The organism is Chelatococcus asaccharovorans, assembly GCF_003201475.1.
In the GTDB taxonomy this organism is placed as follows: Bacteria; Pseudomonadota; Alphaproteobacteria; order Rhizobiales; family Beijerinckiaceae; genus Chelatococcus; species Chelatococcus asaccharovorans.
Window position 1 is genome coordinate 346,691 of record NZ_QJJK01000005.1, and the last position, 22,841, is coordinate 369,531.

Here is a 22,841-nt window from a genome sequence, read left to right on the forward strand (position 1 = left end):
CTGAAGAAAATGCGTCGAATCAAAGACCTGGAGCATTCCCGGTGAACCGGAGTTCACCGGAAATGCTCTAGTGGTTCGACTCCGACATTTGCATCCGCCTGATACGGGCCTTGGAGCAAATGTCGGAGTCAAGAGAGCCACTAGCAAGTTATTGGTTCTAGTGGAGCTTTTGAATTTGACATTTGATCGAGAGCTTGATGTCAGGCGGGACTCAAATGTCAAATTCGCTCCACTAGCGTTACAGGCTCATCTCGCCCTTGGTCTCCCGCGCCGCCGCGGCGACTGCAGCGAGCGTCTCGTCGATGACGGCGTCGTCGTGTTCGCTGGAGAGGAACCAGGCCCCGCGTTCCAGCGCACGCACACCCCGCTTCAGGAGGGCCGTGGTGAAGGCGACATAGGCCAGTCGGTTGATGCGCGTGAGGTCGCGATAGTCGCGTGCGGGCTGGTCCAGTCCGAAGGCCACATGGAACACCTGCGGAAAGCCGGCCACGGAGGCCTTAATTCCTGCCTCGGCGAGGGCATCCCGGATGCCGTTCATCAGGCGCGTGCCACGCGTTTCCAGGGTGGCGAACAGCTCCGGCGTCAACGCCTCGAGCGTCGCGACGGTGGCCGCCATCGAGAGGCACTGCGCGTTGTAGGTGCCGCCATGCACCACGCCGCCGGTGGCGAAGAGATCGAGCAGGTCGGCGCGGCCGGCCAGCGCCGCCACCGGAAAGCCGTTGGCGATGGCCTTGCCGAAGGTGGCGAGGTCCGGTGTCACGCCGAAGCGCTTCTGTGCGCCGCCGGGCGACAGGCGGAAGCCGGTGATGACCTCGTCGAAGATAAGGATCGTGCCGGTGCGCGTGCAGGCCTCGCGCACCCCCTCGAGATAGCCCGGGCCGGGGTGGATGGCGCCCGCGTTGCACATCGCCGCTTCCATGATGACGCCGGCCACATCCCCCTTGGCAAGCCGTGCCTCGAGCCGCGCGAGGTTGTTCCACGCCATCACCTCGATGCCGCCCCCGGCTTCAGCCTCCTGGCCGACGCTGCCGGCCACCGGCACGGGCGCATCCTCGGGACCTGCGGCGTTGAGAGCCGGCGCGGTCGACCATAGAATGTTGTCGAACCACCCGTGGTAGTGGCCCTCGAACTTCAGGATGATGCGGCGGCCGGTTGCGGCGCGTGCCAGCCTGAGCGCACCCTGTACGGCCTCCGACCCGGAGGAGCCGAAGCGCACGCGCTCGGCGCAGGGCACCATCTCGCAGACACGCCGTGCGGCTTCCGTTTCCACCGCGCTCTGCCCGGCGAACAGGATGCCCTTGTCGGCCTGGGCCTTCACCGCGTCGCGCACGCCGGCCGGGCTATGGCCGAGGATCATCGGCCCCATGCCGAGGTAGTAGTCGATCAGCCGGTTCCCATCGATGTCGAAGAGAAAGGGCCCTTCGCCGCGTTCGAAGACGAGCGGCGTCGGGGCGATGCCGAGGCGGAAGTTGCTACTCACTCCGCCGGGTAGCCATCGCATGTTTTCCTTGATCTGCCGGACGGAACCATCGAACGACAGGGGCGGACGGGAGACAGATGAGCTGGCGGACACGGTCGGCGCTTCCCCACGGTTGTACATCGTGAGCCAAGCAGACCAAAGCTCCATTTTCTTGTAAAGGAACATTGGTTTCGCCGGACGGAAAAATCTGGTATCGCAGTTCCTGCCTGCCGGATGAGGACCGAGACCATGCCAGCGACGCCAAACAACTACATAGTGCAGCCCGTCTTCAAGGCCTTGAAGGTCTTGGAGCTCGTTGCCGAGAAAGGCCATGACGTCTCGCTGACCGAGGTCGCCTCGGAGCTCAAACTGCCCAAGACCACCGTGTTTCGTTATCTCCAGACGCTGACGGCCGCCTCCTTCCTGCGCCATGATGCACAGAAGGACCGCTACGGTGTCGGCGGCCGCTTCCGCAGCCTTGCCCGCATCGACAAGAGCCTGCACGGTTTACGCACGCTGGCGATGCCGGAGATGCAGCGCCTGCTCGACATCTTCAACGAGACCATCAATCTCGCCATCGTCTCCGAGGGCCACGTGGTCTATGTGGAGATGCTGGAAGCCAAGCGCGCACTCAGGATGCAGGCCCGCCTGGGGGATCGCCATCCCATGCATTCGACCTCGCTCGGCAAGGCGATCCTCGCCTTTCTCCCCGAGGAGGAGCGCAAGGCCATTCTGATGACGCCGCTCGATTTCAAGACCATCAATACGGTCACCGACCGGTCGGCCCTGTCGCGGCAACTCGCGGATATCAGGCGCCGCGGCTATGCGATCGAGACCGGCGAGAACGAGGACGGGTCCATGTGCATCGGCGTGCCGATCTTCGATGAGAATGCCTATCCCGTGGCCGCGCTCAGCTTGTCGGCGCCGGAGCGGCGCATGACCACCGAGATCACGGTCGAGGCGGTCGCCATGCTGCGCAAGGCGGCTGGGGCGGTTTCCGCGGCGCTCGGCTATGCTCCGGAGGAATTTGCGACCGCGTCCATGGCAGGTTGAAGCCCCTGTTTTTGATCCTTGTTCCGCGTGGAGAAACACGGCGTTCTTGACACGAACTGGAGCCAGTCCCTAGCTTCGAGCCAAGGTGTCCATCCGCGCGTGGCTTAAAAACCGGGGCGTCCTGGATGGTCCGAGCAGCAGAGGGAACCTTGGATCATGGAATTGACACGGTCTTTGACGACGCGGCGCGGGTTTCTGCAGTCTGTGGGCGGCGCGGCCGCTCTCGCGGCCACGGCCGGATATCCCGAATGGGTCTTCGCGCAGACACGCAGCGGCGTGCTCAATGCCATGCTCAACGTGGAACCGGCGACCCTCAACTATGCGTTGCTCAACACCAGTGTCATCCAGTCCGTCTGCGGCTCGATAAACGAGTCCCTTCTTCTGTTCGACTGGCAATTAAAGCCCCAGCCTAACCTTGCGCGCAGCTTCAGTGTCTCGCCTGACGGCCTCGTCTATACGTTCGAGTTGGAGCCGGACGTCAAGTGGCATGACGGCAAGCCCTTCACCTCGAAGGACGTGGTGTTCACCTGCGCGAAGATGCTGCGGGAGCTCAATCCACGCAGTCGCGCCGCGATGGATCGTTGTGAATCCATTACGGCGGAAGGTGACCATAAAGTCGTCTTCAAGCTCAAGGAGCCTTTCAACGCCTTTATTCTGGCTTTCATGGCCTCTACCGGGCCTATGATGCCGGCCCATATCTATGAGGGTACAGATTTTCGCAATAATCCCGCCAATACGGCGCCGATCGGCACCGGGCCGTTCAAGTTCGCGCAGTGGTCCAAGGGCAACTTCATCAAGCTCGTGCGCAACGAGAACTACTGGCGTAAGGGTCAGCCCTATCTCGATGAGGTGACTTTCCGCATCATCGCTTCTGCCGAGCAGCGTGCCGTGGCGCTGGAGACCGGCGCGGTCGACATGGCCTTCGGCGATGATCTCGACCCGATCGACGTGCCGCGCTTCCGCGACAGCCCGGGCCTCGTCATGGTCCAGAACGCCTATGACGCGGTTGGCGAGATCACCCTGATGGAGATCAACCAGCGCACGGCGCCGTTCAATGATCGGCGTTTCCGCGCCGCGATCATGCACGCCATGGATCGCAATTTCCTGGTCGATCAGCTGAATTTCGGCATGGGCCGCGTGGCCGACAGCCCGATTTTCTCCACCGTTCCTTACTACGACCCCAAAGTTCTCACGCAATATGAGTATTCACCGGCCAAGGCCAAGGCATTGCTTGACGACATGGGCCTGAAACCCGGTGCGGGCGGGGTCCGGCACAAATTCTCGGTTCTGATGTTGCCGAACCAGGACGGGCCATGGCGTCGCGCCGGCGAATATTCGAAACAGGCTCTTGCGGATGTCGGCCTCGATGTCGAGCTGCAATCCACGGATGTCGCCACCTTCTACAAGCGTAACGGCGACTGGGACTATGACGTGATGTGGAACAGCTACGGGCAGTTCGGTGATCCCGCCATCGGCATGTCGCGCTTCTTCCTGTCGAACAATATTCGCAAAGGCGTTCCCCAGACGAATACACAGGGTTACGTCAATCCTAAGGTCGATGAACTCTTGCAGAAGGGCGCGACGGCCGTCAAGCGCGAGGACGCGCAGGCCGCTTACAGCGAATTGCAGAAGATCCTCACCGAGGACGTCGCCATGCTGTGGATGTATGAGCGCCGCAAGCCGCTTTTCCATGCCAAGAAGTTCAAGGATGTGGTGCTCGGGCCGAACGGCCCCTGCGACGGGTTTGGCGCCGCCAAGCCCGCGTAGCGCGTCCGACGGCCCATTCTGCGAAGCGGGATTTTCTTCGTGAAAATCCCGCTCACGTCGTCTGTGCAGGCAGCCCGCCGGCGGCGCCTGATCGTCCTGTTCGCGTTTCCCACAAGGAGAAAGAATGTCCACGAGAGCGACCTTTCTCGCGCGTCGTGTTGTTCAAGCCGCGATGGTTGTCGTTGGCGTGGTATTTCTCTCATTCTTCCTCGTGCGCTTGGCGCCGGGCGATGCGGCCATGGCGATCGCCGGCGAGACCGGCTACAGCGACCCGCAATATGTGGCCGACCTCCGCAGAGAGTTCGGCCTGGACAAGCCGGTGCTGACCCAGTTCGGCATCTACCTGTCCAAGGTGGCGGTCGGTGATCTCGGCTTTTCCTATCAGAAGCGGCAGCCGGTCTATGACCTCATCATGGAGCGCTTGCCGGCGACACTTCTGCTCGCCGGTGTCGTCATCGTCGTCTCGCTCATCATCGGCATCTTCGTCGGAGCCGTTTCGGCGAAATACGCCGGGCGCTTCGTCGACGGGGTTCTGCGCATCTTCCTCATGGCCTTCTATGCTATGCCCTCCTACTGGCTTGGCCTCGTCCTCGTGCTGATGTTCTCCGTCCATCTCGGCTGGCTGCCGGCCTTCGGCATCGAGACGATGGGCGGCGACCCGGCACCGATGGCGCGGGCGCTCGATATCGGGCGGCATCTCGTCCTGCCCGCGCTGACGCTCGGCCTTTTCTTCGCCGCGATCTACGCCCGCCTGACGCGGGCCGCGATGCTCGAGGTCGTCAATCTCGATTTCGTCCGGACGGCACGGGCCAAGGGCATTTCGGAGACGCGCCTGTTCATCCGCCACGTGCTGCGCAACGCGCTCATTCCGGTGGTCACCTATGCCGGCTTGCAGACGAGCGCCCTGGTCGGCGGCACGGTGCTGGTGGAGACCGTCTTCTCCTGGCCCGGCATCGGGCGGCTCGCCTACGACGCCCTCATCGCGCGTGACAACAATCTCCTCATCGGCATCTTCATCTTCACGTCGGTCCTTGTCGTGATCTTCAATCTCGTGACAGACCTGCTCTATGTGGTGCTCGACCCGCGCATGGAGCTTGGCAAATGAGCGCGCTGCGTCGCTTCCTGCGCAATGGCACGGCTGTCATCGGCCTCCTCGCCTTCCTCGCCATCCTGGCCTTTGCGCTGCTCGCACCGGTCATCTATCCCGGCAATCCCCTGGCCATCGCCGGCGCGCCGCTCAGGCCGCCCGGCTCGCCGAACCTGATCGCGGGCAGCGACATGCTGGGCCGCAACGTGGCGGCGGGCCTTGCCTATGGCGCGCGCGTCTCGCTGGTGATCGGGCTGTTGTCGGCGCTTCTCGCCATCGTCATCGGCGCGGTGCTCGGCGCCGTTGCCGGCTATTTCGGCCGCTGGGTCGACGATGCGATCATGCGCTTCACCGAATTCTTCCAGATCATCCCGAGCTTCATCCTGCTCATGGTGCTGATCGCCCTGATGCGCCCGAGCGTGACGGCGACGATCTGCGGCATCGCGCTCATCAGCTGGCCCCAGGTGGCGCGCATCGTGCGCGCGGAATTCCTCGTCCTGCGACGGGCCGAATTCGTCGAGGCGGCACGCGTCCAGGGGTTCACGACGACCCATATCATCACCCGCGAGATTGCGCCGAACGCCCTCTCGCCAGTCATCGTGATCGGCTCGATCCTCGTCGCCAACGCCATCCTGACGGAATCGGCGCTCAGTTTCCTCGGGCTCGGGGATCCCAACCTCATCAGTTGGGGCTACATGATCGCCGCCTCGCGCTCGGCCATGCGGCTCGCCTGGTGGACGACGGTGATGCCGGGTCTCTGCATCGCGCTGACGGTGCTCGCGCTCAATCTCGTTGGCGACGGTCTCAACGATGCGTTCAACCGCCGCCTGGGTGAAGGCGGCCGGGCTTAAGCGTTGCAGCACGGTCCCCGTGCTGAACTGCTAGGATCAATCGACATTCAGCCCTTTCAGCCGTCATGGCCGGGCTTGTCCCGGCCATCCCGATGTATCGAGGCGCCTTTCCGGTCGGGATCACCGGGACAAGCCCGGTGATGACAGTGGTAACTCTTACAGCAAGTCTTGAATGTCGATTGGTCCTAGAGCATATCCGGTGAGCTCCGGTTCACCGGATATGCTCCAGGTCTTTGTTCTTACGCATTGTCTTCACGCGAACCGGTGTCCAATTCGCGCAAAAATGCTCTAGGCTCAAACGCCCGCGCGGTTTCAGCCGCCGAACAGCTGCTCCAGCAGGCCGCGCTGGCGCTGAGGCTGCTGCGGCTGGGCGGCCACGCGGTCACCGCCGCCCACCGTGCTGGGCGGCACCAGCGTCACTTCATCCTCCGCCGTTGCGCCCTGTCCCGCCGCCATCTCGCCGCCCATGGACTGGTAGTTGGGCGTCGAAGGCTGGTAGCGGATGCCCGGCAGCGGCACCGGCTTCTCGCCCTGAACGGCGACTTTCATGTAGCGGCTCCAGACCTCGACAGGCAGGTTGCCGCCGGAGGCGCGCTTCGTCGGGGAATTGTCGTCGTTGCCGATCCACACGCCGGTAACGCCCTTGCCGGTGAAGCCGATGAACCAGGCGTCGCGGTAATCCTGCGAGGTTCCGGTCTTGCCGGCGACTTCCCAGCCCGGCAGCTGGGCGCCCTTTGCGGTGCCGATGGTGACGGCCTCGCGCAGCATGCCGTTCATCATGCCGAGTTGGGCGGGCTCGATGACGCGGCCGAGATCGACCGCCGTGCGCTTGTAGAGCACCTTGCCGTCAGCCGATTTCACGGTCTTCACCGCATAGGGGATGACGCCGATGCCGCCGTTGGCGAAGGCGTCGTAGGCCGCGACGAGCTCGATCGGCGCGACCTCCGATGTGCCGAGCGCGATCGACAGGTTGGGCTGCAGGGATGATGTGATGCCGAGGCGCTGGGCGGTCCGCACGACTGCGCGTGGCCCCATTTCCGCCGCGAGCTTCACGGTCACGGTGTTGATGGAATAGGCGAGCGCCGTCGCCAGGGTCATTGGCCCGTTGTAGCGCCGGTTGGCATTGGCCGGCTGCCAGCCGCGGATATTGACGGGCGAATCCTCGCGCACGGTATCCGGCGTCAGGCCATTCTCCAGGGCGGCGAGGTAGACGAAGGGCTTGAACGAGGAGCCTGGCTGGCGCTTGGCCGTGGTCGCGCGGTTGAACTGGCTGTCGGAATAATTGCGCCCGCCGACCAGCGCGCGGATGGCCCCATCGGTTGCGAGCGACACGAGCGCACCCTGGCTCGCCTTGTATTTGGCGCCCTTCTGGTCGAGTTCCTCGACGAGCGCGCGCTCGCCGGCGGCCTGCAGGCGATTGTCGATCGTCGTCTCCACGATGATGTCCATGTCGACCTTACCGACATAGTCATCGAGCACATCCATCACATAGTCGGCAGCATAATTGGCCGAGCCCGCGCCCTTCGCCTTCACCGCTGTCGCGGGGGCCAGCACGGCGGCCTTGGCCGCCTTGTCGGTGATGAAACCGGCATCGACCATCGCGCCGAGGACGACCTCGGCGCGGGCACGGGCGGCCTGCGGATTACGGCTCGGCGCAAGGCGCGACGGTGCCTGAACCAGGCCGGCGAGCATGGCGGCTTCCGCAAGCGAGACCTCGCTCGCATGCTTGCCGAAATAGCGCAGCGCGGCAGCCTCGATGCCATAGGCGCCCGCGCCGAAATAGACGCGGTTGAGATAGAGCTCGAGGATCTGGTCCTTGGTGTAGGTCTGCTCAAGCCACAGCGCGAGGATCGCCTCCTGGATCTTGCGCGACAGGGTCCGTTCCTGGGTCAGGAACATGTTCTTGGCGAGCTGCTGGGTCAGGGTCGAGCCGCCCTGCGCGACGCCGCGGCTGGTGACATTGCGGAAGGCCGCGCGCGCGATGCCGACGGGATCGACGCCGAAATGGCTGTAGAAGCGCCTGTCCTCGATGGCGAGGAAGGCCATCGGCAGGTAGGGCGGCAGGTCATGGATGGCGATGGTCTGGCCGCCGGTGTCGCCGCGGTTGGCAAGGAGCGATCCGTCCGCTGCCATGATGGCGATGTTCGGCGGGCGCTTCGGGACGGTGAGCTCCGACATCGGCGGGAGCTGCGCGAAGTGATAGGCGATCACCCCGGCAAGGCCGACGACGCACCACACCGCCAGTACCATGAAGAGGCCGAAGAGACGCCCGAGGAAGGAGCGCTTCCGCCGTTTCCGTCCTTTTCCAGCACCACCGCCACCGCTGCCACGGCCGCCGCGGCCGTTGCCGCCTCCGGAACCACCCTTCTTACGCGGGGACGCTACCATCACACTATCCTCGGTACGGCGGTCGTCGCCGGGCTTGGCACCTCTGGTCCTGTCGATATCCGTCCCGATGTCCGGCTCCGATCCGAAACGCGGATCGGCGCGCACCGGGGGCTCGGCCTCGAATGAAGGTTCCCTCCGCTCGTCCGAACGCGTCGTGCGCTCCGGGGGCTGCCGGTCCCTGAGGAGGCGGTCCCTGGGGAGGCGGTCATTGGGGAAGTGGTCCCCGGGGAGGCGGTCGTGGAGCGGTCCCCCGGGCCGATCGCCGGGTGAGAGGACGATATCCGCAGCCTTCGCGGGTGCCAGTCCCGCCCGCGCGGTGGGCGGGGAAGCCTCTCGGCGCGGATCCAGCTGGCGCCGGGCGTGCTGGTTTCCCAGCCGCTGGCCATGAAGAGCGCCCATCTCGGTATCCGGGCCATGTCCGCGGCGGTCGACGTCCCGCATGTCCTGTCCTTGAGCATTGATACCGGCGCGACCCGACCTCACGGCACGGGCACCACCATTGTCCTCGCCGCTGATCAGGCGCATGGCTCCCTATCGGCTCGTCCGCCGGCCTAGGCAAGGACGACTGCGCACGACGCGCGCACGTCACCCTGCATTTCCGACAGTCCACGTAAGGCATCGTAAATGTGGCAGATTAAGGGGCTGTTACTCAGAATGAACGGCGCTCACCGAGTTTCTTGACACGGTGTGACCTTGCTGCTTGCTCCCGGCCTTTCCGTGCCGCAGCATAGCGCCTCCCGAGTCGACAGATGGCTGCCCCCAAGTCCTTACGGCCCGGAGCTGGATCCAGGCCATATGAACACGATCGTCTTCGTCAATTCGCTGCTCTTTGGCGGCGCCGGGCTTGTGGCCATCGGGATTCTGTCCAGCCTGATGGCCTCCCGCTTCGGCGCTCCCCTGCTGTTGGTCTTCCTTCTCATCGGAATGGCGGCGGGCGAAGCTGGCCCGGGCGGCATCCTGTTCGACGACTACCGCATGATGTTTCTCATCGGCTCGGTCGCGCTAGCCATCATCCTGTTCGATGGCGGGCTGCGCACGCGGCTGGCGAGCGTTCGCGGCGGCGCGGTTCCGGCGGTTCTGCTCGCCACCGTCGGTGTGATCATCACGGCCGGGCTCACCGGGCTCGTGGCCATGCCGCTGCTCAATCTCAACTGGCTGGAGGGCCTGCTCACAGGCGCGATCGTCGCGTCCACGGATGCGGCGGCCGTGTTTTTTCTGATGCGGGCGCGGGGATTGCAGCTCAAGCGGCGTGTCAATGCCACCATCGAGGTCGAATCGGCGACCAACGACCCTGTTGCGGTCTTCCTGGTCGTACTCCTCGTCACTCTCATTGGTGCTAAGGGACATGCCGGGCTCGATGCGGAGATCGCCGATATCCCGCTGCATCTGATGCGCCAGTGCCTGATCGGTGGCGGCCTCGGCGTCGGCGGGGGCCTCGCCATCACCTGGTTGATCAACCGCGTCACCCTGCCGGCGGGCCTGCATCCGCTGTTCGTGATTTCGCTCGCCGTGATGATCTACGGGCTCGCCGGTATCCTCGACGGTTCCGGCTTCATCGCTGTCTATCTGGCCGGTCTCGTCGTCGGCAACCGCCCCGTGCGCGGTTTCGCCTCGATCCTGAGCTTCCATGACGCGGCGACATGGCTCTGCCAGATCATCATGTTTCTCGTTCTCGGCCTGCTGGTCTCGCCCGGGAAACTCATGGAGCATGCACTGCCGGCGCTGGCGGTTGCGGCCTTTCTGATGCTGATCGGCCGCCCCGTTGCGGTCTGGCTGTGCCTGACGCCGTTCCGCTTCAGCCGGCCGGAAAAGGCCTTCGTGTCGTGGGTCGGCCTTCGCGGCGCCGTTTCGATCTTCCTGGCGGCCATTCCCCAGCTCACGCAGGTGCCCCATGCCGAGCTCTATTTCAACGTCGCCTTCTTCGTCGTGCTGGTCTCACTCCTGGTGCAGGGCTGGAGCGTCGCCTTCGTGGCTCGCCATACGGGCGTTGCCCTGGCTGATCCCGCGCCGGAGATAAGCCGCGTGGAGATCGACCTGCCGGGAAAAGTCGATCTCGAAATGGTGGGCTATCCCCTCCTCGCCGACAGCCCCGTCATCCAGCGCGGCACCCTGCCGACCTGGGCACGCGCCGTCCTCATCGTCCGCAACGACGCGGTCCTGACGCCGGAGGAGGCCGGCGTGCTCAGTGTGGGCGACTACGGGTATTTTCTTGTGCCGCCGGACCGCATCCGCCGGCTGGACCGCCTGTTCGCCGCCTTCGAGGGCCATCGGAGCCGCGCCTTGTCGGCCGTGTTCACCTTCTCCCCGGACGTCAAATTTGCCGATCTCGCCGGCGCTTATGGCGTGGAGCCGGACGAGAACCTCGACAGCCTGACCCTCGGTGCGCTGTTTGCCGACACATTCGAGGAGGGGGTGCGGGAAGGCGATCGCCTCGACATCGGCAATATCACCCTGATCGCGCGCAGTGTGCGGGACGGCGTGGTGACGGCCATCGCCCTCATCGTCGGCGACACGGCCGAGGATGCGCCACTGGCGCAGTCACACATCGTCGCGCCTGCGCTCGCGCGCGCCAGGACTGCCGTGCAGCGCACGGCGAACCGCATTGCCGCCGTCCTGCATCGCCGCGGCTCAGGCCGCGCTCCGTGACGGCACTGTTATCGCGAAGGGGGAGATCGCGACATCCCTGCCATGTTCCACGATCGCAATGGAGTGCTGCGGCAGGGCCTGCCAGCCCTCGCGGCGCATTTCCAGGGGCTCGGAGGCGAAAATCACCGCATTCGGCCGGGTGAGCATGTAGAGGCTCGGTGGACGATCGTCGCAGGCCGTGCGCACCGCCCAGGTCGTCCGACCGTCGGACAGGGTGGCGGTGAAGCGCAACGGCGCGGTTATTCCGGCCGCGCGCATGCTGTCTTTCACCAAGGCGAGCACGTCGGTAAGCGCACCTTCCGGTGTCATTCCGGCCTCGATACGCGCCAGCGTCAGGAGGAACAGCACCTCGGAATCGGTCGTGCCCTGGCGGATGTCGTAGAGGCTGTCGGGAAGGGCGGCCTCAAGCTGGCGCTTGATGCGCGGATAGTCCCCGACCTGGCCGTTATGCATGAACAGCCACCGGCCATGAGAAAATGGATGGCAATTGGCCCGGCTCGTCGCCGTACCCGTCGCCGCCCGCACATGGGCGAAGAACAACGGGGAGCGCACCTGGGCGCAGAGCGAGCGCAGGTTTTCGTCCGACCAGGCTGGGCGCAGATCGCGGAAAATGCCGGGTGTCGGCCGCTCGCCGTACCAGCCGAGACCGAAGCCGTCGCCATTGGTCCCGGTCTTGCACTCCATGGCATGCAGCGACTGGTGGATCAGCGAATGGTCGGAGGCGCAGATCAGATCTTCCAGCAGCACCGGTTCACCGTGGTAAGCAAGAAAGCGGCACATTCCAACGAACCCCTTCGCGCATCGGCGCGGCAGAACGAAAACCCGACAGGCGCGTGCCGCGATGCGCGGCTGGGCCCTGCGATCCTCGACGATCGCGAATCACGCTGCGTGATTGCCAGCGTCTCACGAAAGCCTTAACCAGAACAGCATTCACGCGGTCGCGACGTCCGCATCAATCTGCAATCAGACCAATCCGCAATCAGACCAAGAGGACGCCTTGAAAACAGGCATGATCATCGCCGCAAGCGTGGCCGCCCTTCTGGCCAGCGCGCTTCCAGCCATGGCCGCCGAACTCGACGGCGCGTCGCTGGCGCTGCTCTGGGCCACGCCCTTCGTCGGTATCCTCTTGTCGATCGCCCTCGGACCGCTGCTTTTCGCCCATGTTTGGGAGCATCATTATGGCAAAATCGCGCTGGCCTGGGGAATTTTGACGGCGCTCCCTCTTGCCGTCATCAAAGGCGCGGATGTCGCCTTTGAAGCGCTCATGCATACGGCGCTGCTCGAATACGTGCCGTTCATCGCGCTTCTCTTCGCGCTTTTCACCTGCGCCGGTGGGATCATGGTGCGCGGCAACCTGCGCGGCAGCCCGGGCACCAACGCGGCCATCCTCGCCGTCGGGGCCGGGCTCGCCAGTGTCATCGGCACGACCGGTGCCGCCATGGTCCTGATCCGCCCGCTGCTGCGCGCTAACGACGATCGCCGCCACAGCGCGCATGTGGTGGTGTTCTTCATCTTCCTGGTGGCCAATATCGGCGGCTCGCTGACGCCGCTCGGCGATCCGCCGCTGTTCCTCGGCTTCCTGCGGGGCGTGGACTTCTTCTGGACCCTGCAGCATCTCTTCCCGGAAACGCTGTTCGTCGTCGCACTCCTGCTGGGGGTCTTCTTCCTCCTGGACCGGCACCTCTACAAGCGCGAGGCCATTGGCCCACGCCTGCGCGATCCGACACCGGAAAGCCGGCTCGGGGTCGAGGGGCTCGTGAATTTCGCCCTGATCGGCGTAATCATCGCGGCCGTGCTTGTCAGCGCAGCCTGGAGGCCCGGCATCAGCCTGGAGCTCCCGGGTGCCACGCTCGCATTGCAGAATGTCCTTCGCGACGCCGTCTTCGTGCTGGTCGCGCTGGCCTCGCTCATGCTCACGCGGCGCGGAATCCGCCAGGCGAACGGCTTCACCTGGGGGCCGATCATCGAGGTCGCCAAGCTGTTCGCGGCGATCTTCACTTGCATGATCCCGGTGATGGCGATGTTGCGCGCCGGCTCGTCCGGCGCCTTCGCGCCGCTGGTCAATCTCGTCACCGGACCGACGGGGGAACCCGTACCGGTGGCCTATTTCTGGCTCACTGGCATCCTGTCGTCGTTCCTCGACAATGCGCCGACCTATCTCGTCTTCTTCGAGCTGGCGGGCGGCGACGCCCAGCATCTGATGCGCGAGGGGGCCCTCACTTTGACGGCGGTCTCTGCCGGTGCCGTCTTCATGGGCGCCAATACCTATATCGGCAACGCGCCGAACTTCATGGTCTATGCCATCGCCCGCCACCGCGGCGTTAAGATGCCGAGCTTCTTCGGCTATATGCTCTGGTCGGGTGGCATTCTCATCCCTGTCTTCCTGCTGGTGACATGGCTCTTCTACCTGTGAGGCGCACGGATATGCTGCGACGGCCTCTGGCAAAATCCCGCAAGCTGCTCCCTGTGATGGCTGCGGCGGGAACGATTGCGATGAAAGCCGCCACGAAGGTCACCACGGCGGCGGCCAAGCGCAGGTTGAGGCATTCCTTCGAGAGCGCCACCACGGGAAGGGCGATCGGCGGCGCGATGGGCGCGGGGGTCGCACTGGTCCTTGCGGCCGGGCCGTTGCGGGCTGATCCCGTTGCGCCGGCGCGCCCGCTCGCGTGGCAGGATGATTTCGTCAGCCGCCTGGAAGTTCTGGCGCTGCTGCAGACCCTGCATGCTGAGCTCCTCAGCAACCCCAGCGCCACCCTGACGCTGGAGCGCTGGTGCGCGCGGCACCGGCTCGCCTCGCCGGCACGCGTCGTCGCGCGGCTCGTGCGCGGTACCGACAAGGCGGCGACATCAGCCATCAGGCAAACGCTTGGGGTCGGAGAGGCGGAGCCTGTCCGCTATCGGCGCGTCCAGCTCGCCTGCGGTGACTTCGTGCTGTCGGAGGCGGACAACTGGTATGTGCCGGCGCGGCTGACCCCGGAGATGAACCGCCTGCTCGATGAGACCGACACGGCCTTCGGCCACGCGGTGCAGGCGCTGCAGTTTCGACGCCGGACGCTCCTGGCGCGTCTCCTCTGGAGCCCGCTGCCGGACGGATGGGAAATGACGGTTGCCCGCAAGGACAGATCGTCGCCCGCTGCGGGTGCTCTCGCCATTCCCGCCGAACTCATCCAGCACCAGGCGGTGCTGAGCGTGCCGGACGGCACGCCCTTCAGCTTCGTCGTCGAGACTTATACGGACAGGGTGCTGGCCTTCCGGCGGTCGAGGTCCTGACCGCTGCCTCGACTTACACGTCGAGGTTGGCCACGTTCAGCGCATTCGCCTGGATGAATTCACGCCTCGGTTCCACCGTGTCACCCATCAGCTTGACGAAGATGTCATCCGCATCGCTGACTTCCTTCACCTTCACCTGCAGCAGCGAGCGCACGTCCCGATCGAGCGTGGTGGACCAGAGCTGGTCCGGGTTCATCTCGCCGAGGCCCTTGTAGCGCTGAAGCTGGATACCCTTGCGGCCGGCGGTGGTCACGGCGTTGAACAGGCTGAGCGGCCCATCCACGGCGATTTCCTCGTTGCGACGCATGAGCTTGGACGGCTTGGCATAGGCCTGCAGGCTGGAGGCCCGTTCGTCGAGCTTGAGCGCCTCGGACGAGGCAAGCAGTGCCGCATCAAGGCTTGCCACCTGCTTCACGCCACGAACGACCCGGCTGAAGACGAAGCCGCCGGCCTCGGCCCGGCCCTCCCATCCCCGCTCGGTCTCCTCGGCCAAAGCATCGAGACGGCGGGCGATATAGGCGGCCGCTTCATTCGCGGTTTCCGGCTCTTCTGCCACCTGTGGGCGCAGGGCACCGGCAATGGCCGCCTGCTCCACGGCGGCGCGGTCGTAGCGTGTGTGGAGATTGCCGAGCACATTGCGCACGAGCCGCGCCTCGTCGACAAGCGCCCTGAGATCGAGCCCGGCGCGCTCCTCGCCATTGGCGAAGCGCAGCACGGCGCCGTCGAGTCCACCCTCGATGAGGTAGTCCTCAAGCGCGCGCTCGTCCTTGAGATACTGCTGGGACTTGCCCCGCGTGACCTTGTAGAGCGGCGGCTGGGCGATGAAGATATGCCCGCGCTCGATCAATTCCGGCATCTGCCGGAAGAAGAACGTCAGGAGCAATGTGCGGATATGGCTGCCGTCCACGTCCGCGTCCGTCATGATGATGATCTTGTGGTAGCGCAGCTTGTCGGCGTTGAAATCCTCGCGGCCGATGCCGGTGCCGAGGGCGGTGATCAGCGTGCCGATCTGCTCCGACGAGAGCATCTTGTCGAAGCGCGCGCGCTCCACGTTGAGAATCTTGCCCCGCAGCGGCAGCACCGCCTGATACTCGCGGTTGCGGCCCTGCTTGGCGGAGCCACCGGCCGAGTCACCCTCGACGATGAAGAGTTCGGCCTTGGCCGGATCACGCTCCTGGCAGTCGGCAAGCTTGCCCGGCAGCGAGGCGATATCGAGCGCGCCCTTGCGCCGCGTCAGTTCCCGCGCCTTGCGGGCGGCCTCGCGGGCGGCGGCGGCCTCCACCACCTTGCCGACTACGGTCTTGGCATCGGCGGGGTTCTCCTCAAGCCAGATGGCGAGCGCCTCGTTGACGACGCCCTCGACGGCCGGCCGCACCTCCGAAGACACCAGCTTGTCCTTGGTCTGCGATGAGAATTTCGGGTCCGGCACCTTCACGGAGACGACGGCGGTCAGCCCCTCGCGGCAATCGTCGCCGGTGAGGCCGACCTTCTCTTTCTTGGACAGGCCGGAGCTCTCGGCATAGCCGGTGATCTGGCGCGTGAGCGCCCCGCGGAAGCCGGCGAGATGGGTGCCGCCGTCGCGCTGGGGGATGTTGTTGGTGAAGACCAGCACATTCTCGTGGTAGCTGTCGTTCCACCACAGGGCCACTTCGACGCCGACGCCGTCGCGCTCGCCGCGGACCATGATCGGCTTGGCGAGAAGCGAGGTCTTGGCGCGATCGAGATAATGGACGAAGGCTTCCACGCCGCCTTCGTAGTACAGTTCCTCCACCTTGCGCTCAGCATGGCGATTGTCGGTCAAAACGATACGCACGCCGGAGTTGAGGAACGCCAGTTCGCGCAGGCGGTGTTCCAGGGTGGCGTAGTCGTATTCCACCATCGTGAAGGTTTCGGGCGAAGCGAGGAAGGACACCTCGGTGCCACGCTTGCCCTGGGCGTCGCCGACGACGGCCAGCGGCGCAACCGCGTTGCCGTTGCGGAACTCGACGAAATGCTCCTTGCCGCCGCGCCAGATGCGCACCTTCAGCCAGGTCGACAGGGCGTTGACCACGGACACGCCGACGCCATGCAGGCCGCCGGACACCTTATAGGAATTCTGGTCGAACTTTCCGCCGGCATGGAGCTGGGTCATGATGACCTCGGCGGCCGAAATACCCTCACCCTGATGGATGTCGGTCGGGATGCCGCGGCCGTTGTCCGAGACGGTCACCGAGCCGTCGGAATTCAGCGTGACGGTGACCAGGGTGGCGTGGCCGGCGAGCGCTTCGTCGATGGCATTGTCGACGACCTCGTACACCATGTGATGCAAGCCGGAGCCATCATCGGTATCGCCGATATACATGCCTGGGCGCTTGCGGACGGCATCGAGGCCCTTGAGCACCTTGATGGAATCGGCGCCATAGGACTCGTCGTTCACGTCGCGGGCGGGTTCAGCCATGGATGGGGTCCAATTCGGTAACGGGAAACATCGCTGCGATTGCACCGCAGCCTTTGATTCGACAGCATAAATCTAATCATTCGGACGTGAGATTTCACGCCCGCGCGAGCACTTTTCCCTTGAGAATGCGGCTTTATCGCGTTGCGACTGCGATCGCTGCGCCCGCCATCACGGTTCCGCTGCCCCGGTTGAGCCAACGCATGGCGCGCGGCGAGGTGAAAAGCCGGCGAACGCGTGTCGCCAGAAGCACATAGCCGGTGAACACGCCGGTCAGCACGGCAACGATGACACCGACAAGCTCGATGAAGGCCAGGAAGCGGACATCCGCCAGACTGATGATGTTGGGGAGAAGCGCGAGATAGAACATCATGGATTTCGGGTTGCCGAGCGCGAGCATGACGCCGCCCACGAAGGCGCGCAGGCCCCGTTCGCCGGAGCTTGCCACGGCCGGGACCTCTGGCGAAGCGGATATCGGTGCGAACCAGAGCTTCCAGGCGAGCCAGAAGAGATAGGCCGCACCGAGATAGCGGATGACGAGGAAGAGTTCGTGGAAGGTCTGGGCGACGACGGCAAGACCGAGCACCGCCGCCGCCAGCCACACCACATCCCCGAGGATGAGCCCGGCCAGGAACGGCGTTACGCCCGCCGCGCCGCGGGCGAGCACCCTGGCCAGAATGGCCGCGACCGCGGGGCCCGGCGAGGCGCCCGCCACCGCCAGGACGCTGGCGAAGACGGCAAGGCTGATCAGGTCGAGGCCGGACATTGTCTAAGCTTTCAAGGTCGAACGCATCACAGTTGCTCATAGCAGAAATGAGGCGTTGCGCGAAGCGCGCGAACCCACGGCGCCATAAACCCGCAGGGCCACGAACCCGCGGAAGGTCACATCTCCATGGCCTCGTAGGGCGTGACCATTCCGGGCGTGACAAGGAACCGCGCCGAGCCTTCCGGGAGCTCGGTGAAAAGCGCTGGATCGGCGCCCGTCATCCAGACTTGCGAGCCCAGCGCCGCCAGTTCCCGGTAGAGCGCGGCACGCCGGCGCGGATCGAGATGGGCCGCCACCTCATCCATCAGCACGAGCGGCGCGATCCCGCTCATGGTCGCGACGAGCCGGGCATGGGCGAGCACGAGCCCGATCAGCAGGGCTTTCTGCTCGCCGGTCGAACATTGTCCGGCGGGCATGGCCTTGGCGCGATGGTGAACGACGAGCTCGCTCGTCTGCGGGCCACTCAGGGTGCGGCCGGCGGCCTTGTCGCGGGCGCGGCCGTCGCGCAGCAGGCGGCGATAGTGATCCTCGACCTCGACGGCGGCGGTCGCATTGACCAGCGCCTCGATCTCCCCTTCGAGGCGCAGTTCCGCCGAGGGGAAGGGTGAGGCGTCGTCGCGGGTGGCTTCGATGAGCGCAGCGAGCCGCGCGACCGTCTCGGCACGCGCAGCGGCGACGGCGACGCCCAGCTCCGCGAGCTCCCGTTCCACGGCATCGAGCCAGGCTCGATGTGGGGCATCTTCGGCCAGAAGCCGGTTGCGGCCGCGCATGGCCTTTTCGAAAGCATTGACGCGCGTGCCGTGGCCGGCGTCCACGGCCAGGACCAGGCGATCGAGAAAACGGCGGCGGTCGCCCGCCGGACCGGAGAAAAGTCCGTCGAAGGCCGGTGTCAGCCACACGACGCGGACATAATCCGCAAAAGCCGACGCGGACGCCACGGCGGTTCCGTCCACGCGGCATTTGCGGCTGTTGCCGCCCTCCGGCGTCGGCTCGGAGCCGATACCGAGGCGCGTTTCGCCGAGATGGGCTTCATCAGGCGGTGCGGCCAGCGTTGCGGACACGGCGAAACCGCCGCGTCCGCCGATGCGTGCGAGCTCGCCGAAGTCGGCCCGGCGCAGCCCCCGCCCTGGCGTGAACAGCGAAAGCGCCTCGATGAGATTGGTCTTGCCCGCGCCGTTGTCGCCGACGAGGGCAACCAACGGTGCCGCGCCGACATCAAGATGGAGATCCGCATAGCTGCGGAAATCCGCAAGCATGAGGCGCTTCACGCGCGGAGCTGTCGCGCGCTCCTGAATGGTCGCGTCCCCGCAGTTTGCCTGGCCACACACGCGGCGGACCCTTGCCGGTCCGCCGTCTCATTCACGATCCGCGCGTTGCCCGGACGAGCCACGCGCGTCCGTCGTTTCGCTTGACGGCGTCAGACCCGCATCGGCATCAGCACATAGAGGGCGGCCGCCCCCTCGCGATCCTGCACGAGTGTCGGCGAGCCGGCATCGGCAAGCTTGAACAGGGCCGTATCGCCATCAAGCTGGCTCGTGATGTCCAGGAGATAGCGCGCGTTGAAGCCGATATCGAGGCTCGCCGCGTCATAGTCGACCTCGAGTTCCTCGGTGGCGCTGCCCGAATCCGGGTTGGTGACCGACAGAACCATGCGACCGTCGCTCAGCGCCAGTTTCACGGCGCGCCCGCGCTCGGACGAAATGGTCGACACCCGGTCCACTGCCGCGCTGAAGACGTCGCGATCCACGACGAGCTCTTTGTCGTTGCCGGCTGGAATCACGCGCTGATAGTCCGGGAAGGTTCCGTCGATCAGCTTCGATGTCAGGATCACGGCCCCGATCGTGAGCCGAACCTTGGCAGGCGACAGCTCTACGGTGATGTCGGCCTCCAGGCCGTCGAGCAGCTTCTGGATTTCGGCAACGGCCTTGCGCGGCAGAATGACGCCGGGCATGCCGACCGAGCCGGGCGGAGCCGGCACATCGACCCGCGCGAGGCGATGGCCATCGGTCGCGACCGCGCGCAGCACGGTTGCCCCGGGCGCGGCCTCGATCGTGTGGATGAAGATGCCGTTGAGGTAGTAGCGCGTCTCTTCGGTCGAGATCGCGAATTGCGACTTGTCGATCAGCCGCTTCAGTTCGATGCCGGGCAGGCTGAAGCGATGGGGAAGGTCGCCGGCGGCGAGGTCCGGAAAGTCGCTTTCAGGCAGAGCCTGCAGGTTGAAACGCGAGCGCCCGGCGCGGATCAGCATCTGCGTCCCGTCGCCGGTCGTCTCCAGCGAGACCTGCGCACCGTCCGGCAGCTTGCGCACGATGTCGTAGATGACGTGAGCCGGCACCGTGGTGGCGCCCTCGATCTCGACATCGGCCGGAAGGGTCTCCGTCACCTCGAGGTCAAGATCGGTCGCCTTCAGGCTCAGCTGACCGGCCACGCCCTTCAAAAGGACGTTGGACAGGATCGGAATCGTTGTGCGCCGCTCGACGACGCGATGGACATGACCGAGCGACTTCAAAAGTGTCGCCCGTTCGACGGTGACCTTCATCGAACGTTCCGTTTCTCTCTAACGCAATGACCCGCGCAACGCAGACCAGGACGAAATCGGCCGGCCTGCCCGACAGGTGGGCAGGCACAATGCCGTCTCGCCAGCGCTTTCGCAAGGGCACTTGTTGTCCAAGCCACGGATCCGGGCCGCAAGCAGCAACCAGAGGGACGAACCTACAACCTGGCGCGGGCTGCGCCCTACGACGCTCCGCGCCCTACTCCTGAAGCATGCGCTTCAGAAGTTCGACCTCTTCATTCAACGCGCCGTCGTCACCGACGGCCTTTTCGATCTTCCGCACCGCATGCAGCACGGTCGTATGGTCGCGTCCGCCGAAACGCCGGCCGATTTCCGGCAGCGAGCGCAAGGTCAGGATCTTGGACAGATACATCGCGATCTGGCGGGGCTTGACCACGGCCGCGGTCCGGCGCTCGGACAGGATATCGGCGCGCGAGACATTGTAGCGGCTGGCGACCAGCTTCTGGATGTCCTCGATCTTGACGCGTTTGGGATCCTTGGTGCGGACGAGATCGCGGATGGCCGCTTCCGCCGTCTCCAGCGACATCTCCGAACCCGACAGGGTGGAATGGGCGAGCAGGCGATTGACGGCGCCGTCGAGATCGCGGCCGTTGGTGGTGATGACCCGCGCGACATAGGACACGACGGGCGAAGGCACGGAGAAGGCCGGATGGACGGATTGTACCGCCGCGATTCGGGCCATCAGGATGCGATTGCGGAGCTCCTCGTCCAGCGACGCCATCTCGACCACGAGCCCGCCGGCAAGGCGCGAGCAGACGCGCTCGTCGAGCGCCTCGAGATCGGCGGGTGGCCGGTCCGCCGCCACCACGATCTGGCGGCCGGCGTCGAGCAGCGCATTGATGGTGTGGCCGAACTCCTGCTGGATCGATTTGCCCTGCAGGAACTGCACGTCGTCGATGACGAGCAGGTCGATGCCGCGCAGCTTCTCCTTGAAGGCAAGCGCGGTCTGCGCCTTCAGCGCTGCCACGAAGCCATACATGAAGCGATCGGCCGTGAGATAGATCACCCGCTTGCCGCAGCGCTGGGCGTCATGGGCCACAGCCTGGATCAGGTGCGTTTTGCCGAGCCCGACACCCGCGTGGAGATAAAGCGGGTTGTAGAGGGGCGTCGCGCCGTCATCGCGCGCCACCCTCTCAGCGGCGGCGTGGGCGAGGGCGTTGGAACGGCCGACGATGAAGGACTCGAATGTCAGCCGGCCGTCGAGCGGATTGCCCGTCAGGTCAGAGCTGTCGCCACGCTGCGCGGCCGGCGTCGCAACCGGCTTCTCAAAAGCCGGCGGCGCCACGCTCGCCTCGGCGAAACCGTCCCGCGCGGCGGCCTGGCGCGGCACGGACGGCTCGACGGGGCGTGCCGCGGCCGCAGCATCGCGGCTCAGCGAACCACGGACGGACAGGGCTAATCGCGTCACCTCCGCGCATTCGGACCGGAACAGGGTGAGGACGCGGTCGGCATAATGGGACTCGATCCAGCTCTTGAGGAAGCGCGTGGGGACGGTCAGCCTTGCGACCCCCTCCGTCACGCCATCAAGCTCGAGACGACCGAACCAGCTCGTGAAGACGTCTTCTCCAAGCTCGACACGCAGCCGACGCCGCACACGCGACCAGGGCTCACCGAATACGGGCTGATCGCCAACCGCACCCGTGCTCACCACCGCTGCTCCCATGCCACCTGTTCCCAACGCACCGCTTCCCAAGGCACCACTTCCCAAGACACCACTTCCCAAAAGACTCGAGCCCAAACCATTCGTAACCTTGGTGACATCCCCTCTGGGGGAGCTGCCAAGGGCAACCGGGCCGATACCCGGGCCACGAACCGCTGCTGACAAGGCCTCCGAAGGCCGCAAACTCTGGCCGGATATCGAACCCTTTTCAGGGCTTCCACGGTCTCCGGGGAGTTTCGTCCCTTCGTTCGCCTTATACATCGACTGCAGCTCCTTTTTTTGTTTTAACGCCCGACCCCTGAGCGCAAACTATCCCCACGGCGCAATCAAAGACTGCACCGCTGTTGGATCTCCAACAAACAAACTTTAAGCCGCGCCGGCCCTTAAAAAGGTACGCAACAGGAAGCGTGCGGAGACTGTTTCGAAATCACGCAGAGTCAACGGGACCAGGTGCGCAGCAACAAAGAACTTTACAGATAAGGAAGCCGCATAACACCGGCATAATCTGTAACGATGCTCTTCCGACTGCTCGATAAGCACAGGTCGCCAACTGTGTATAGAGCGACCTGACAGCTGTTGAACAGACAAAAAACACCGCTCCCTCCTGAAAAAGAGGTTGAATTCTTCCAACTTTCCCGCTGAAGGCCCCAAGGCGAAAGCCTCAAGTCCGGTAACACTACGACACCCGCTTGGGCGGGCGCAACACATCAAACGGTTGTGGGGGTGCCAAAGCTCGCCTGTTGCCGAGTTGCGCCGGCCGCACGCCCGCTGGCAAGCAGTGTAAATTGTTGTTGATGCTCGGTTTTCATCACGGCCACGCCCAAGCTTGATTGCCAGCGCAGCGAGGCGATTTGCGACACGATAGGATGCCCTCACACCCCCCCG

The 22,841-nt window shown here is 65.0% G+C and carries 15 protein-coding genes; 7 read left to right on the forward strand and 8 right to left on the reverse strand.

Going from position 1 to position 22,841, the window contains the following annotated elements; translation table 11 throughout:
- Positions 1-238 precede the first annotated feature (238 nt).
- Positions 239-1,480, reverse strand: a complete 1,242-nt coding sequence (locus C7450_RS13785; RefSeq protein ID WP_245449718.1) for an aspartate aminotransferase family protein — start codon at positions 1,478-1,480, stop codon at positions 239-241.
- A 228-nt stretch (positions 1,481-1,708) separates the two neighbouring features.
- On the opposite strand from C7450_RS13785, the gene C7450_RS13790 reads away from it, so the two are divergent.
- From C7450_RS13790 to C7450_RS13805, 4 genes are all read left to right on the forward strand, one after another.
- Positions 1,709-2,512 carry an IclR family transcriptional regulator gene (locus C7450_RS13790; RefSeq protein WP_110375153.1) on the forward strand — a complete coding sequence of 268 codons (804 nt, stop codon included), beginning with the start codon at positions 1,709-1,711 and terminating at the stop codon, positions 2,510-2,512.
- A gap of 156 nt (positions 2,513-2,668) precedes the next feature.
- Positions 2,669-4,279: an ABC transporter substrate-binding protein gene (locus C7450_RS13795; protein WP_110375010.1), complete on the forward strand. Its 1,611-nt coding sequence runs from the start codon at positions 2,669-2,671 to the stop codon at positions 4,277-4,279.
- Positions 4,280-4,403: 124 nt separating this feature from the next.
- Positions 4,404-5,384 carry an ABC transporter permease gene (locus tag C7450_RS13800; protein WP_110375011.1) on the forward strand — a complete coding sequence of 327 codons (981 nt, stop codon included), beginning with the start codon at positions 4,404-4,406 and terminating at the stop codon, positions 5,382-5,384.
- A complete protein-coding gene (locus C7450_RS13805; protein WP_110375012.1) occupies positions 5,381-6,217 on the forward strand; it encodes an ABC transporter permease in 837 nt (278 codons plus the stop codon). Before C7450_RS13800 ends, C7450_RS13805 begins: the two co-directional genes overlap by 4 nt.
- 312 nt (positions 6,218-6,529) lie before the next feature.
- On the opposite strand, the gene C7450_RS13810 is transcribed toward C7450_RS13805, so the two are convergent.
- Complete coding sequence (locus C7450_RS13810; RefSeq protein ID WP_425351200.1) at positions 6,530-9,130, reverse strand: transglycosylase domain-containing protein; 2,601 nt, start codon at positions 9,128-9,130, stop codon at positions 6,530-6,532.
- A 270-nt stretch (positions 9,131-9,400) separates the two neighbouring features.
- Between C7450_RS13810 and C7450_RS13820 the strand changes: the two genes are divergently transcribed.
- Positions 9,401-11,251, forward strand: a complete 1,851-nt coding sequence (locus C7450_RS13820) for a potassium/proton antiporter (RefSeq protein ID WP_110375014.1) — start codon at positions 9,401-9,403, stop codon at positions 11,249-11,251.
- On the opposite strand, the gene C7450_RS13825 is transcribed toward C7450_RS13820, so the two are convergent.
- Positions 11,234-12,031, reverse strand: a complete 798-nt coding sequence (locus C7450_RS13825) for a class II glutamine amidotransferase (RefSeq protein WP_110375015.1) — start codon at positions 12,029-12,031, stop codon at positions 11,234-11,236. The two genes, C7450_RS13820 and C7450_RS13825, sit on opposite strands and share 18 nt — an antisense overlap.
- A gap of 229 nt (positions 12,032-12,260) precedes the next feature.
- Here C7450_RS13825 and C7450_RS13830 point away from each other — a divergent pair, with 229 nt between their 5' ends.
- Together C7450_RS13830 and C7450_RS13835 are read left to right on the forward strand one after the other, a co-directional pair.
- Complete coding sequence (locus tag C7450_RS13830; protein ID WP_110375016.1) at positions 12,261-13,664, forward strand: sodium:proton antiporter; 1,404 nt, start codon at positions 12,261-12,263, stop codon at positions 13,662-13,664.
- 176 nt (positions 13,665-13,840) lie between these two features.
- The gene (locus C7450_RS13835; protein ID WP_110375154.1) at positions 13,841-14,521 is read left to right on the forward strand and encodes a hypothetical protein; all 681 of its coding nucleotides are present in this window, start codon (positions 13,841-13,843) and stop codon (positions 14,519-14,521) included.
- A 13-nt stretch (positions 14,522-14,534) separates the two neighbouring features.
- On the opposite strand, the gene gyrB is transcribed toward C7450_RS13835, so the two are convergent.
- The 5 genes from gyrB to dnaA form a co-directional block, all read right to left on the reverse strand.
- Entirely contained in the window at positions 14,535-16,958 is a 2,424-nt protein-coding gene (gene gyrB / locus C7450_RS13840; protein WP_110375017.1) for a DNA topoisomerase (ATP-hydrolyzing) subunit B, read from the reverse strand.
- 133 nt (positions 16,959-17,091) lie between these two features.
- Complete coding sequence (locus C7450_RS13845) at positions 17,092-17,721, reverse strand: LysE family translocator (RefSeq protein WP_110375018.1); 630 nt, start codon at positions 17,719-17,721, stop codon at positions 17,092-17,094.
- A 116-nt stretch (positions 17,722-17,837) separates the two neighbouring features.
- The gene (gene recF / locus C7450_RS13850; RefSeq protein WP_110375019.1) at positions 17,838-18,977 is read right to left on the reverse strand and encodes a DNA replication/repair protein RecF; all 1,140 of its coding nucleotides are present in this window, start codon (positions 18,975-18,977) and stop codon (positions 17,838-17,840) included.
- A gap of 161 nt (positions 18,978-19,138) precedes the next feature.
- A complete protein-coding gene (gene dnaN / locus C7450_RS13855; protein ID WP_110375020.1) occupies positions 19,139-20,260 on the reverse strand; it encodes a DNA polymerase III subunit beta in 1,122 nt (373 codons plus the stop codon).
- Between the two features lie 214 nt (positions 20,261-20,474).
- Positions 20,475-21,959 (reverse strand): chromosomal replication initiator protein DnaA, encoded by a 1,485-nt coding sequence (gene dnaA / locus C7450_RS13860; protein ID WP_110375021.1) that lies wholly within the window; start codon positions 21,957-21,959, stop codon positions 20,475-20,477.
- Positions 21,960-22,841: the final 882 nt, after the last annotated feature.